Raw genomic sequence first — 14,461 nt, 5'->3', positions numbered from 1 at the left:
GGCATGGACAGCCGCAATGAACTCGTTCGATTGGCCAAATCCCTACACCAGAGAGGCCTCACCCGAGGAACATCCGGAAACGTGAGTGTGCGCGTGGCCGGCGGGATGCTGGTCAGCCCCACCAACGCCTCCTTGGGCGAACTCACAGCGGATGATCTGGCAATGGTCTCCGATACCGGTGAGCACCTGTCCGGAGCCCGCCCGTCCAAAGAGGCCTTCCTCCATTTGGCGATGTATCGCGCGAGGCCGGAGGACCGCGCCGCAGTTCACCTTCACTCCACCTACGCCACCGCCCTTTCATGCCTGGAAGAGCTAAACGACGACGACGCCCTGCCGCCTTTGACCGCCTACTTTGCAATGAGGGTGGGCCGACTGGTCCGGTTGCCCTACTTTGCGCCCGGAGATCAGGGCTTGGCCGAAGCTGCCCAACAGGCCGCAGACTCAAGCCGTGCTCTGCTGCTGGCTAACCATGGACCGATCGTTTCTGCGCCTACCCTGCCACAAGCAGTGGACGCCGTTGAGGAAGTAGAGGAAACAGCCCGGTTGTTCTTCATTCTCCAAGGCCTCCCGACGCGCCACCTCCAACCCGCCGAAGTGGCCCTGCTGCACTCCCGGGCACAGACGTAGTTGGACACACTCGCATTAATAAGAATGATTCTTGATAAGCTGTCGGTGTTCAGCTGCCTCAGGTAAAGGATCCGCCATGGCCAGCCCCGCCACTCGGAAGCAAAAGATCAGTCAGACGGCGACGCGGACCTTTCGCCCGAAAGTTACCAAGCGACGTCCTGCCAGGGTTAAACCCGCCCCGCAGCTGCTGCTGGCCAGTCAACTGATTTTCAACATTGGCTTCTATGCCGTTGTGCCGTACCTTGCGGTGGCCATGCGAAATGACTTCGGTATGGGCGCAATGGCGATCGGCGTCGTCCTGGGCGCACGCACCTTCGCCCAAGAGGGAATGTTCCTTTTTGGCGGGGCTCTTGCAGACCGGTGGGGAGCTCGGCAGTCCATGATCACGGGATGCCTGGTCCGGATCGCCGGCTTCTTGCTTCTGGCGTGGGCTGCCGACTTTCCACTGTTCCTGATCGGGGCCGTCGTTACGGGGATCGGCGGTGCATTGTTTTCTCCTGCGCTGCAAAGCCTCTTCGGCGCTGCCGCCGAAAGAGGCTCTTCCAAGGAAGCCGATCGCGCCGAAGGAAACTCCCCAATTGAAGTTTCGCCGAAGGGCAGCCCGAGGCAAAGCAACAGGTCCACCCTTTTTGCACTGCTGGTCATCTGCGGTGAGGTCGGCGTCGTTGTCGGTCCATTGCTGGGATCACTTCTGTTGGTCATTGGCTTTGACACCGCACCGCTGACGGGGTCCGCCGTCTTTGCACTCATGGCTGTGGTCTTTTGGCTCTTCCTGCCCAAGACCCGCACCCACGCCCCCAACACCTCAGCCCAGTTGCCGGGCCGCGTGCCGCCGTCGGGTGCTTGGTCCTGCCTGAAGGACAAAAGGTTCATCGGGTTTGCCGCCTTCTTCAGCGTCAACCTTCTGGCAACCAACCAGCTCTACTTCGGACTTCCAGTGGAACTTGAGCGAAGCGGGGCAGGAGTAAGTTCACTAGCGGTCGTTTTTGCCTACGCATCGTTCCTGACCATCACTCTCCAATGGCCAATAGCCCGACTAATGCGCAAAGCCGGCCCAGGGATCGCTCTTCCCTTGGGTTTCGCCCTGCAGTCACTGGGCTTCGCCTCTCTCGGTGCGTTGGCCACGGTCCCACCACCGAGCGGGTTCCCGATCCTTCCTGCCTTCTTGCTGGTGACGGGTACTGCACTCGGGAACATATGCGTCCTGCCCGTCGCGATGGGCCTGGTACTGGAGTTCGCGGCCGGACGACCCACAGGCGCGTACTACGGATTGCTGGCGAGCGCCGGAGGGCTGGCCGTAGTCCTGGGCAACACGGCACTCGCTCCCCTCTACGAACTCGCCTACACCCCATCCATCAGTGGACTGGCCCCCTGGCTCGTCCTGTCCTTCTTGGGGGCGATCACCGCAACCTTCATCCGCCGTTTTGTGCCCAAATCCTCCGCCCCGGCCACGATTCGACAAGAGCTTTACACTGCCTGACCCAACGCATCGCGTCAGAGATAGTCGCCTCCCCGTTCACGTGCAATTTCCAGAAGCGTTGAGTGGAAAGCTACCTCTGCGGGCGCATACACCTTGTCCTGGCGCTGGGCCAGAAGTACTCGCCGCAGGGGGGCGTTGGAGCCAAGACTGAGAATCCTGACATCCGGATGCTGCAGGGCCACTGCAGTCTTTGGGACCATCGCCACCCCCATGCCGACGCTAACCATGGCTTGGGCCTCCTGGTAATCGTTGGCAAGGAAGCCGATGTTCGGCTCAAAGCCGGCGTCATGGGCGGATCGTTGAAGTACCTCCACCACGGGGTGGGCCTCCGCGCGGACTATCCACGACTCCTTTCGGAGGTCTTTCATCGACACTTCATCACGCTCAGCGAGGGGGTGGCCCTTGGCCACCAGGATCACCGTGCTCTCCTGGAAAACTTCCGTGATCCGAATGGACTCGTCGTTGAACCGGTTCCAAGGATAGTCCCAGAGTAAGCACAGTCCGGTCACTCCGGACTCGAGGTCCGAGACGAGTTCGTCGAATCGGGCGCTGCGCACAGATAGGCCAATCGCCGGGTATCGCGTCTTGAAGGCGCGGATCACCAATGGCAGGAATGAGCCGGCCAGCGTGGGGAAGGTGCCGACGGTCAACGAGCCGCGCCTCAAGCCGGCGATCTGGCCCAGGTCGGACCGGGCTGCGCGCATCTGTCCGACGATCTTCCGCGCGTGTCCCGCCAGCACCTGACCGGCCTCAGTGGGAACCACCCCGCGGGATCGTCGATTAAGGAGGGGCTGCCCCACTTCTTGCTCCAGCTTTCGCAATTGCTGCGAGACGGCTGAGGGCGAATACATCATGATGTCAGCCGCCGCCGTGATGGATCCCTGTTCGACCACCTCCACCAGGAGGGCAAGTCGGCGGATATCAAATAAATCCAAGTTCTCATCGTTAAGCAATACTTCATCCTTCCTCTTCTTTGGTTCATTCTATGCAGCACATTGTGGTTTCGCGCCTGTTTGCACACGAATCGAGACAAACTAGCCCGCAAGAGCAGAGCAACTAGGACCGCTGCATCAGTGAATGAAGCATCTCTACACTCCTCTTCATCTATCCAACATTGTCTTCATATGTGATCCGCATCATCCTCGTAATAGGCCACAAAGTTTACAAAGCGCCACGGGAAGCAGGGAACACCATGAAGATAGAAGCCGAATGGATGCGCGGAGGCACCAGCAAGTGCTGGGTCTTTGATACTGACCATCTGGATAAGGCCCATACCAAGCTGGATGATCTCCTGCCTCGACTCTTCGGAAGTCCGGATTCCCGCCAAATTGATGGGGTGGGCGGGGCTACCTCGACTACAAGCAAAGCAATGATCCTCAGCCGACCGGCGGAAGACGAGGTCGACGTCGAGTTCACTTTCGCACAGGTGGGGATCGAAGAGGCTGCTGTTGATTGGGGCAGCAACTGCGGGAACTGCTCGGCGGTTGTAGGCCTCTACGCCATCGAAAAAGGGTGGGTTGTGCCCACCGGCGATTCCACGCGAATCGTCACCCGCAATACCAACACAGGCCAGATCATCATTCAGCGGGTTTCAACTCCAGCCGGTGCCCTGCCAATCGTTCCGGACGCGCAGATGCCCGGCGTCGTGTTTCCCGGTTACAGAGTAGGTCTCGGCTTCCAGGATCCTGCCGGCAAGACCACGGGAAAACTACTGCCCACCGGTGCAGCAACTGACGCGATCATGGCCGGCGGAACACCCTGGACTGTTTCGATGGTCGACGCCGGAGCACCAGTCGTGATTGTCCGCGCCGAAGAGTTGGGGCTGGACACCGCCCGCTACGACACGTGGAAAGCCGGCGTCGAACTGCAGTTGGACACCCTGGACATTATCCGTCGCCAGGCAGCGGTCCGCATGGGAATGGCGGCAACCCCCGCTCAAGCCGCGCGGGCAGTTCCCAAGGTCGCAATCGTCGGACCACCTACGGGGTCGGACGCTGAAGGCGACGTCAACGTCATGATGCTTTCCATGGGCAAACCGCATCCCGCCCTGGCCATCACCGGCAGCATTGCCCTGACTCTCGCCGCCCGGACACCCGGCACCGTGCTCAACACCATCACGGGCAACACATCAGAGGCAGTCCTGAAACTCAGGACACCTGCGGGCGTCATCGAAACCTGGAGCGAGGAACACGAAGGGACCCTTCTAGTGGGCGTCGACCGGACAGCCCGCACCATCGCCACGAGCATCATTCACCTCCCGGAGACTCTCGGCAACGCAGTCGAAGCCTCACTAGCAGCAGCCACTCGATGAGGAGACACCACCATGGCTAAGACTATTTACCAACCAGCTCCCGAGGCAGAGAGCGACATCCGGGAAGTACGTTCCCAGCGACCCAACAACCGCCGCCGTATCCTGCTGATGACGGTTGCCGCTTCCGTCATCCTGGGTCTGGTTGCCATCCTGTTCGGGGGTGCCATCTTCAACCCGGCAGCTACCCCGGAATCGGAGCCGACCATGACCGCCACCCAGATCATCCCGCTGGTCATCCTCGTGGTGATGTTCGTCGTCGCCACCAAGTGGCCGTTGAACATCGGTGTCATGGGGCTCGTCGCCTCCTTCGGTGTTGGGTATTTCATGCTCGGCATGACAGACAAGGAGATCTTGGCCGACTTCCCCGCCAACATCGTGATCACGATCATCGGCGTCACGTATTTCTTCAACATGGCCCAGCGGAACGGGACCATCGACATCATTGTCCAGAACTGCGTCCGGTTTGTGCGCGGCAAGACGCTGCTACTGCCATGGGTATTCTTCCTCCTGGCAGCGTCACTCACAGCACTGGGCACGTTCTCCCCCGCCGCCGTCGCACTGCTGGCGCCCGCCGCCATCGGGCTGGCCTACGAATCACGCATCCACCCCGTTCTCATGGGCGCTTTCATTATCAACGGAGCCCATGCCGGCGGCTTCTCCCCGCTCTCCGTCGCTGGAGTCCTGGTGCATGACATCGCTGTGAAGAACGGCTTCCCGATCTCCCAAGGCGCGCTCTTCGGAGCAAGCTTCGCCCTGAATCTGATCCTGTCAGTGCTGACCGTGGTGCTGTTCGCCCTCCTGGGTAAGCTTCGCGACGGCGAAACAGGCCGGCACGCCGACCTGGAGACACGCAAAACCCGGCCCCACGGCCAGCAGATCTTCACCCTTGCACTGATCGTGGCGATGCTTGTCTGCGCCCTGGGCCTCCACATGCCCATCGGATTCGTCGCCCTCTCTGCCGGGCTCCTTCTGGCACTGGTCAACATCAAGGAACACCGGACCTTCATCGGCGGAGTTTCCTGGTCCACCGTCCTGCTCGTTGCCGGCATGATCACCTACGTCTCCCTACTCCAACACGTCGGCGTCATCGATACCCTTGCCGAGCAAGCCCTTGCCCTCGGCGCACCACTGCTCATCGCCCTCATGCTCTGCTACGTCATCGGCGTTGGCTCAGCCTTCGCCTCCTCCACCGCACTGCTCACCGCGTTCATTCCCCTGGCCGGCCCCCTGCTCGCAACAAGCTCACTCAGCGCCTCAGGAACGGTCGCCGCCCTCGCCATAGCCGCAACCGTCGTGGACGTATCCCCCTTCTCCACCGACGGCGCCCTGGTTGTTGCGAACGCCCGCGAAGAGGACCGGCAACGTGTCTACAAGCAACTCATGATGTACGCCGGCGGAGTTGTCCTTGCGGCACCAGCCCTCGCCTGGGCACTGCTGGTACCCACCGGCATCATGTAACTTCCCCGACCAAACCGACCGCCGGCAAACAGTTCGGCCGCGTCAAGGGACTGCATCCTGCACTCCATCGCAACAGGAAGCCCGAAATACGGGCGCAGGACGGACCCCACGCAACAACGGCAGGGCCACCCTCAAGGTGGCCCTGCCGTTGTTGCGTAAGCCATATCGACGAAGCCGCACAGAACGTGCCCACGCCGCCGCCCAGGAGGCTCCGGACGCCAGCTGACAGTTGGAGCAGACCGAACTAACCATCATTTGGCCTCCCTAGCGGTCTGGCGGATCGGGTTCCGCCCCTACGAATGGACCTTGTGATCCGTCAGCCGCGAAGGGCTAAATCAAGCCGAGATAGGGGCCCATACCGGCAAACTGTTCGGCTCTACATGCTCAGCCGACAATCGCGAGTAGTGCTCCGGAGGCCACGCTACGACCTACAAATCTGCGCGAGGACCGCTCGCCTCTTGATTCGTAGCGTCGCGTCGACGGCGCGCACGAAACCAGCCCGAAGGCACTCGGTCGGCCGTAGCGACTGAACTCTCGCACCGAAATGGCCCTGAGCATGGAGCGCTTGCGCGTCGGCGTCATGTCTCAACGGCCACTCCCATGCAATGAAGTGCAGATGCAAGCCAAAGGTGGGACAAGCCAATGACTGCAATCAGTCACAAGAAAGCAGACTTAAGTGTGCACAACGCACACACCCCTTTTGGCCTGACAAAGCATCGGCAAGATCGGCCTCCTCACGCCAGGAACGGGCCGAAGCCAGAGGCCTTTGACGCAGGCTGTCGAAGTCATGTTGTGCTCAGTCCTTCTACCCATGAAGAGGTGTAGGGCAACCACGACCTACCGGACGCACCAAGAGAGGAACGCATAGCCCCATCACAGAGCAAGCGGAGGGCCCACAGCCACAACCCTGAACCCGCTCCCCACAACTGAACAGGCCAACCGGCGGCCAGGCACCAGCCGGCACCACACATCAGAGACTCGTGTCAACAATTGTCAACACGTTAAAGCAAAAACCCCTCTGACGAGGGGTCATGCTGTGCCCGAGGTGGGACTCGAACGGGATTCTGTGCCTTGGAAACACTGGGAAGTGGCTGAAACATAGGGAATCCGGGCCGATCCGGCAGCTGTACGGGCCAGTCCAGGGCGAAAAGTGTGGACAATGTCCACACTTTCTCTCTTGTCCCACTCCGAGCCAAGTGGGGCTCCCCCGAGATCCGTTTCCGCCTTTGACGGCCGCCTCAATGACGTCGCCTGCGGCGGCCGAATCGTCAGCGTCGCTTCGATGGCAGTCCCGTCGATCGTGACCTAATCGGCGTAGCACTTGCCATCCAAGACGCGCCCTCCTAAGAACCCCAGAACACCGCGGGCCCTCGTGGCCATTGCGGCTCAAGGGTGGCCCGCGCAACGAACCTCTTCAACAGCCGGACCCACGCCCGGGCGGCGCTCCTTGCGACATGGCGCAGCAGGTCAGGGGAAGGGCGCCCGCCGCAACTTTTCATTCGACGTTCAACACGCATATAGTGATCGTCAACAATTGACGATAGGCTGGCCGGGAATCCTACTTGTCCGGAAGTACCCGCGCCCTCAGCGCAGCCCGAATACGCCGACAACCTCCGTCCCGCGAAGCAGCCTCCCCGTGGGTAAACGGTCACTCCTTGCCCCGAGCCGAAAGGCGGAAAATGCGACAAAGCCGTCGCCCACCAGATTTGACGCCCATTCAGAGTCTGGAGACGCCGTGACCGGGATCATGGATGGAATCGCGCCGCAATGCTCAGCGTGAGTCTGCTCTTAGCCGCGGCGCTTGTAACCAGCGCAGTTCCCCTCCTGCCGTGGCCCCCGCCGGGAATGGGCGGCAATCGAAGGTGGAAGCACGCGGCCGCCGTGCATATCAGCGCCGGATCTGTCGCGGGAGCGCTCGTTCTCCTTGCTGTCAATATTCAACTGGGGGCGTTTCGTTGACACGACAAGTGTCCGGAGTAGGCGAGGGACCGATCCGGAACCCTCCCCACCTGCTTGCCCGCGCGCCTTCTCAGAACGGACCGGAACTGGTGTTTCATGATCCCTTCGAAGATGCAGGCTCCGGGCTGCCCGAGTTTTCCAAGGATTCCCTGCTCCCTCGCTCCCCTAGTTCACACCACGCGGAGCGCCTTGAAGCCGAAGTCCCAACGATCCGGAGACCAACGACGCGCTCCGGTGCGATACAGGCCGTTTCGCGGGATCTCAAAATCTTGGCCCGAACGAGAGGAATTTCGTTGAGCCAAAAGTGAGTCCCCGTTATTCATCAATCCCGCTCCTACACCAAACGGAAAGCGCACCATGCACTCAAACCTCACCGCCCCGGATCGTGCACACGTCATTGCAAGGCTTCAGATCGCCGGTGTGCCAGTGGAGGCCTCGGGTCACCGACTGGCCGCATACTCCTATGACGCGTCCAATTACCGGATCCCGCCTGTCGGCGTCGCGTTTCCGCGCGACGTTGAGGACGTCCTCGCCATCATCGCGGTGTGCCGTGAAACCGGAACTGTTCTGATACCCAGGGGCGGAGGGACGTCCATGGCTGGGAACGCCATTGGACCTGGAATCGTGTTGGATTTCTCGCGGCACATGAACCGTATCTTGAGCATCGATGCGACCACCGGAACGGCAGATGTCGAGGCCGGGGTGGTGCTTGCCCAACTAACCCGGGAAACTGAACGGGCAACCGGCGGGAATCTGACCTTCGCACCTGACCCATCATCAAAGAACCGCGCTACGATCGGTGGCGCCATCGGCAACGATGCATGCGGCAACCACTCCGTACGATATGGGCGGACTTCCGATCACGTCCACGAGATCGACGTCGTCACCTCCGACGGAGCCCTCCTTACGGTATCGCTCGACGGCGTCCGGGCCACCGATCCCTCCGACGCTCATTCCGTCTCCCGCGCCTTCCAGTTGGGTGAGGAACTCAAAGACCTCGCCCAAAATAACCTGGCCGCGTTTCGCCTTGAACTTGCGCGTATCCAACGCCAGGTTTCCGGCTACCATCTTGCCAATCTCCTGCCCGAGAATGGCCTGAACATTGCCAAGGCGCTGGTCGGCACCGAAGGAACCTGCGCCGTCGTCGTCCGCGCCCGCATGAAACTCGTCCCCAAGCCGTCCAGCGCACTGCTGGTATGCCTCGGCTATGCCGACGTGGTGGACGCCGCAAAGGACATCGAAACCATCCTCGAATTCTCGCCAGCAGCGGTGGAAGGAATCGATGAGGCCATCGTGGATACCATGCGGCTGCGCCGCGGAGACGACGCCGTCCTGGGGCTTCCCCGGGGAAACGCCTTCCTGTACGTAGACCTCGACGGCGACGACCGGGACCAAGTGGCCCGCCAAGCCGCCCTGCTGCTGGAACGGCTCGCTGCGAACGGCCGGCTGGTCGATGGGTGTGCAGTGCCGGACCCTGCCGAACGCGCTACATTGTGGCGGGTGCGGGAAGACGGCGCGGGCCTGTCGTCCAGGCCCGCCAGTGGCGGAGAATCCCAAGCCGGTTGGGAGGACTCCGCGGTCGCACCGCAGAACCTTGCAGCCTACTTGGCCGACTTCCGGAGGCTCCTGGACGAGTACGAGCTGACCGGGATCATGTACGGCCACTTTGGAGCGGGTTGCATGCACATCCGCATCACCTACGATCTGCGCAGCGAACAAGGCCGCAGCGTGTTCCGCAAGTTCACGCAGGCCGCCGCGGAGCTTGTTGTCCGTCACGGGGGCTCCTTGTCTGGAGAACACGGAGACGGACGAGCCCGGTCGGCGCTGCTTCCGTACATGTACTCCCCTCGCATGCTCGCCGCGTTCCAGGAGTACCGCAAGCTCTGGGATGCGGCAGGGACACTGAATCCGGGGTCGATTACCGATCCGGATCCCATTGACACCAATCTGGCGCACGAGGGCGTCCCCGACCGTGAGTGGCGAACGCACTTCGAGCTACGGCCCGTCGATGCCGCCGCGGCCGGAACCGACCCTTGGGTGCACGCCGTCCAGGCGTGCATCGGCGTCGGAAGATGCCGTTCTGACTCCGGAGGAGTGATGTGCCCGAGCTTCCGGGCCACAGGCGACGAGAAAGACTCAACGCGTGGACGCTCCAGGGTCCTCCAAGACATGGTGCGCGGTGCCCGCACCATCGACGAAGGCTGGAAGTCGGAAAACGTCCGTGAAGCACTGGACCTGTGCCTGGCCTGCAAGGCCTGCTCCAACGACTGTCCCGCTGGCGTGGACATGGCGAGCTACAAGTCCGAGTTCTTCTCGCACTATTACCAGGGCAGGCTGCGGCCAATGTCGCATTTCTCTCTCGGGTGGTTGCCCAGATGGCTGAAGCTCACGTCCCGCATCAGCCCGGTGGTCAATGCCGTCCTGGCAAGCCCTCTTGGGAAGCTCGTGGCGGCGGCGGGCGGCCTCACCACACAGCGGGCCCTGCCGAAGTTCGCTTCCCGGGAGATGCTCCGCGAAGCCCTCGAAGGATTCACAAAGTCGCCGGCGGGCGCTGACACTGTGCTCTTCGTCGACTCCTTTACCAAGGGTTTCCGACCCGAAGTGGCCGGAGCCGCTGCACGGGTCATTGCCGGCGCTGGCAGGCAGGTCTCCTGCGAAACAGACGCCTGCTGTGGCCTCACTTGGATATCAACCGGCCAGCTGGACGCTGCCAAAAAGATGCTGACCAGGACCATAGCCAAGCTGGATGACGGCAGCGACGCCCCAATCGTTGTCATCGAGCCCAGCTGTGCCGCAGCATTGAAAAAGGACGGTCCCGAGCTTCTCGGCACCGAAGCCGCCGAACGCGTTTCCCATCGCGTCCAAAGCTTTGCCGAAGCGGTGAAACTATGGGTGGAGGACGGCTGGAAACCGCGATCAATACCGACGGCCGTGACCGTTCAGACTCATTGCCACGAATACTCAACCTTCGGGGCGGCGGTACAAAGGAAGGCGTTGGCGGCCATCGGCGTAGCCGATATCACCGAGGCAACAGGCTGCTGCGGAGTAGCGGGAAACTTTGGCTTCGAAGCGAGCCACTACGACATCTCCATGACGGTGGCACAACAAGCGCTCATGCCTGCCCTCGAAGCCACTGCAGCTGACACGCCCGTCCTGGCTGACGGCTTCAGCTGTGCGATGCAGGTCAAGCAGCTGGAGCCCGGGCGCAAGAGCCTCCACCTCGCCGAGCTCCTTGATCCGAAGCCCCTCACATAGAAGACATTCCAACGTCCATCTCATTCCGGACGGCACCATCAAGATCTGAGTAGAATCGTTGACAATCTACACACACAGCGAGTATTGTCGACAATCGACGGCACTACTTCACCGCAACTCGTCGACAATCGACGACACAACAAATTACTGGAGGACTCATGGCATTCGAAACCAAACCGAAATTCGTTACCTTCGACATGAACGGAACGCTGATCCAATTCCGCATCAACGACGCGATCCGTGAAGTCTTGGGCGAGCGACTCCCCGCCGAGATCGCAGACGACTACCTGAAGGCCTGCAAGGCGTACCGGATCGACGAGTGCACGGGCGAATACAAGCCGTTCCACCAGATCGTCGCCGAATCCATGGAACGCGCCACCCGAGGGTTCGATCTGGAATTTCGTGCGGCCGACGCGCAGGCAGTGTACGAGCACATTCCTACGTGGGGCCCGTACCCCGGCGTTACCGAGGCACTGAACCGCCTGGCGGAGGAAGTCCCGCTGGTCATCATCACCAACAGCGACACTGCGCACGCTGTGCGCCTCGCGGAGAACCTCCAGGCCCCATTCGACACCATCATCAGCGCAGAACAGTCGGGTGTCTACAAGCCACGGCTCCGTGCATTTGAGTACATGTTCGACAAACTGGGCGCTACACCCGACGAGATCGCGCACGTCTCCGCGAGCCCGATGTACGACCTGCGACCAGCAGCCGTAATGGGCATCAAGAACAAGGTGTACGTAGACCGTGGCTTCGAGCACGACGAACACTGGCTCGGCTACGAGCGGATCACCGACATCGCCGACCTCCCCGTCCTCTTCGGCCTCCCCCGTTCTGCTGCCTAAGGAGAACTGAGAGCGTGAACCACAAGAAGGCGATGGCCGGATGAGATTGCCGCTAGCTCAAACCGTCAAGGGCAACTCGGCTTCAGAAAGGCTCCGGGTCCTCGGCCTGGTTCTTCCAAGCCTCGCTGACAACCCGTACTTCGTGCACCACCGGGCCGTGGACTCCAGCATCCACATCTCCGGCCAACTGCCTTACAAGGACGGTGAGCTGCTCGGCCAAGGGATTGTCGGCCGGGATGTCGAGCTGGAGACAGCGAAGGACCTCGCACGCCATACCGCGCTTAACTGCCTCGCCGCCGCAGTGCAGGCGGTCGGAGATCTGGACAGGGTACGGATCGTGCAGATGCTGGTCTTCGTGGCAAGTGCACCGGATTTCGGTCTGCAGTCGCAGGTCGCCAACGCGGCCAGTGACTTGCTCATTGAAGTGTTGGGCGAGAACGGACGGCACGCGCGCACCGCGATCGGCGTCGCCGGATTACCGCTCAACACTCCGGTAGAGATCCAGATGATCTGCACAGCCGTTTAGTGCGGATGTGTTGGCGGCAAACTCATGAGGAGAACAGCGTGAACCGTATTCACCAAGCACTCAACGCATTGGTCGAGCGGATCGACACTCCCGCACCCATCGTGTTGGTCGACGTGATGCAGGACAACATCGATCGCATGCAGGCCTTCGCCACCGGGCGGAACCTCGACGTCAGGCCGCATGTCAAGACGCACAAATGCGTCGAGATAGGCCGGCGCCAGGTGAAAGCCGGTGCAGTCGGAATCACCGCAGGCAATGTGGGTGAGGCCGAGGTGTTTGCCGCGGCCGGCTTCGACGATATCTTCATCGCCTACCCCATTTGGCCTTCCGGGACCAAAGGCGTGAGGATCCGAAAGCTTGCCGTAAGCACCCGGCTACGGGTCGGCGTCGATAATTTTGCGGCACTCGACGCCATTGCTGATGCGATGGGCTCTGAGGCCGAACGGCTGGAAGTCGTGATCGAGGTCGACTGCGGTGCCCGCCGTTCCGGCGCACCGCCCGAGGCGGCGGGCGACCTCGGGGTTGCCGCCCGCAAGAGAGGCCTGGTGCCGGTGGGTGTCTTCACCTACCCAGGTCACGGCAGCTCCAGCCGGGAGGCCCGCAAGCGTGCCGCGATAGACCAGGAAGCCGCGCTCACCGCCGCCGTTCGCAGCTTCAACGCGGTAGGCATCAGCGCAGATGTGGTCAGTGCCGGCTCCACACCCACGATCGAATACTCAACCAGCAGCATCATCACCGAGATCCGGCCCGGCGAGTACGTTTTCAATGACCTCAACAACACCCGCCTCGGGGCCTGCACGGAAGATCAGATTGCTCTGTTCGTCGCTGGCACCGTGGTCAGCAACTGGGTTCCCGATCAGGTCATTGTCAATGTAGGCACCAAGGCACTGAGCCGCGAAGGCAGCCCCGATATCGGCTACGGCGCAGTCCCCGGCACTCGGGCCGTCCTCTCCAAACTCAACGAGTACCACGGGTTCCTCCCGCTACCCGCCGGCGATTTCCGCCCCAGCATCGGCACCGTCATTCCGATCGTGCCCAACCACGTCTGCCCGGTAGTCATCAATTTTGAAGAGTTGATCGTCACGGACAGCACGGGAACATCGCTTGAGCGCTGGAAAGTGGACGCCCGTGGATTCCTCAGCTGAGCCGTCACCAACAAACAGCGATGGTATGGACCATTCAGACAAGCAATCTACTTCACAAAGGTGTGACCAACATGAGACTTGATAAGACCACGGCTGTAGTAACAGGGGCCAGCAGCGGAATCGGCGAGGCAGTAAGTGCACATTTCCGTCACGAAGGCGCACGGCTCCTGCTCACAGGCCGCAGGGAACGAATCGATAGCGCCCAACCTGAAGACTTGTACGTTCCCGGAGACCTCAACGATGAGGCATTCGTCGAAGAACTAGCGCGCCAGGCCGCCGACTCGTTCGGGACCGTGGACGTCGTAGTCCTCAACCACGGACTGCAGGTCAGTGGCCCACTGACGGAGATGGCCTACGAGGATGCGAAGAACGTGCTTCACAGCAACCTGCTCAGTGCGTTCCTGATGATGAAGCACTTCGCACCACTGATGCCCGCCGCTGGTGGTTCGTTCGTCCTCGTCAGCTCGCGGCTCGGCTTGGTGGGCAAGCCCGATGAGGTCCTGTATTCCGCAGCCAAGGGCGGCCTCATCATGCTGGCCAAGGGTGCGGCCATCGAGTGGGCACCACGGAACATCCGCGTCAACGTCGTCGCCCCGGGACTGACCGTGACCCCGGTCATCGAAGCATCGTTCCAGCGCAGGGACGACCCCGTCGCCTACCGTCGGGAGCGCGAGGGCCAGATCCCGCTCCAACGCCTCGCCACTCCCGACGAGATCGCCGACGCGATCCTTTTCATGGCGTCGCCGGAGTCCTCATACATCACCGGAGCGGTTCTCCCCGTCGACGGCGGATACACCGCCTTCTGACCAACAGGTCGCCTCCCAGCGGCCCCACTACTCCACACCAAAAGTAGGA

Annotated in this window: 10 protein-coding genes; 9 read left to right on the top strand and 1 reads right to left on the bottom strand. The window is 61.6% G+C overall.

Annotated elements, in window-relative coordinates:
* The first annotated feature begins 3 nt into the window (after positions 1-3).
* Complete coding sequence (gene otnC / locus NVV90_RS08645) at positions 4-627, top strand: 3-oxo-tetronate 4-phosphate decarboxylase (protein ID WP_258441114.1); 624 nt, start codon at positions 4-6, stop codon at positions 625-627.
* A gap of 76 nt (positions 628-703) precedes the next feature.
* Positions 704-2,107 carry an MFS transporter gene (locus NVV90_RS08640; RefSeq protein ID WP_258440750.1) on the top strand — a complete coding sequence of 468 codons (1,404 nt, stop codon included), beginning with the start codon at positions 704-706 and terminating at the stop codon, positions 2,105-2,107.
* Positions 2,108-2,121: 14 nt separating this feature from the next.
* Here NVV90_RS08640 and NVV90_RS08635 read toward each other — a convergent pair whose 3' ends face one another.
* Positions 2,122-3,060: a LysR family transcriptional regulator gene (locus NVV90_RS08635; protein ID WP_258440749.1), complete on the bottom strand. Its 939-nt coding sequence runs from the start codon at positions 3,058-3,060 to the stop codon at positions 2,122-2,124.
* Between the two features lie 239 nt (positions 3,061-3,299).
* On the opposite strand from NVV90_RS08635, the gene NVV90_RS08630 reads away from it, so the two are divergent.
* The 7 genes from NVV90_RS08630 (at position 3,300) to NVV90_RS08600 (ending at position 14,412) form a co-directional block, all read left to right on the top strand.
* Positions 3,300-4,418, top strand: coding sequence for a PrpF domain-containing protein (locus NVV90_RS08630; RefSeq protein ID WP_258441113.1), 1,119 nt, complete (start codon positions 3,300-3,302; stop codon positions 4,416-4,418).
* A 12-nt stretch (positions 4,419-4,430) separates the two neighbouring features.
* A complete protein-coding gene (locus tag NVV90_RS08625; protein WP_258440748.1) occupies positions 4,431-5,876 on the top strand; it encodes an SLC13 family permease in 1,446 nt (481 codons plus the stop codon).
* 2,316 nt (positions 5,877-8,192) lie between these two features.
* Entirely contained in the window at positions 8,193-11,090 is a 2,898-nt protein-coding gene (locus NVV90_RS08620; RefSeq protein WP_258440747.1) for an FAD-binding and (Fe-S)-binding domain-containing protein, read from the top strand.
* 158 nt (positions 11,091-11,248) lie between these two features.
* On the top strand, positions 11,249-11,935 hold the full coding sequence (locus NVV90_RS08615; protein ID WP_258440746.1) for a haloacid dehalogenase type II: 687 nt from the start codon (positions 11,249-11,251) through the stop codon (positions 11,933-11,935).
* Positions 11,936-11,975: 40 nt separating this feature from the next.
* Positions 11,976-12,461, top strand: coding sequence for a RidA family protein (locus NVV90_RS08610; RefSeq protein WP_258440745.1), 486 nt, complete (start codon positions 11,976-11,978; stop codon positions 12,459-12,461).
* 38 nt (positions 12,462-12,499) lie between these two features.
* Complete coding sequence (locus NVV90_RS08605) at positions 12,500-13,606, top strand: alanine racemase (protein WP_258440744.1); 1,107 nt, start codon at positions 12,500-12,502, stop codon at positions 13,604-13,606.
* A gap of 20 nt (positions 13,607-13,626) precedes the next feature.
* Positions 13,627-14,412: an SDR family oxidoreductase gene (locus NVV90_RS08600; protein ID WP_309304105.1), complete on the top strand. Its 786-nt coding sequence runs from the start codon at positions 13,627-13,629 to the stop codon at positions 14,410-14,412.
* Positions 14,413-14,461: the final 49 nt, after the last annotated feature.

Source organism: Arthrobacter sp. CJ23, assembly GCF_024741795.1.
Taxonomy (GTDB): domain Bacteria; phylum Actinomycetota; class Actinomycetes; order Actinomycetales; family Micrococcaceae; genus Arthrobacter.
Note: the sequence above shows the minus strand (reverse complement) of the source record. Positions and strands in the feature narration are given on the sequence as shown.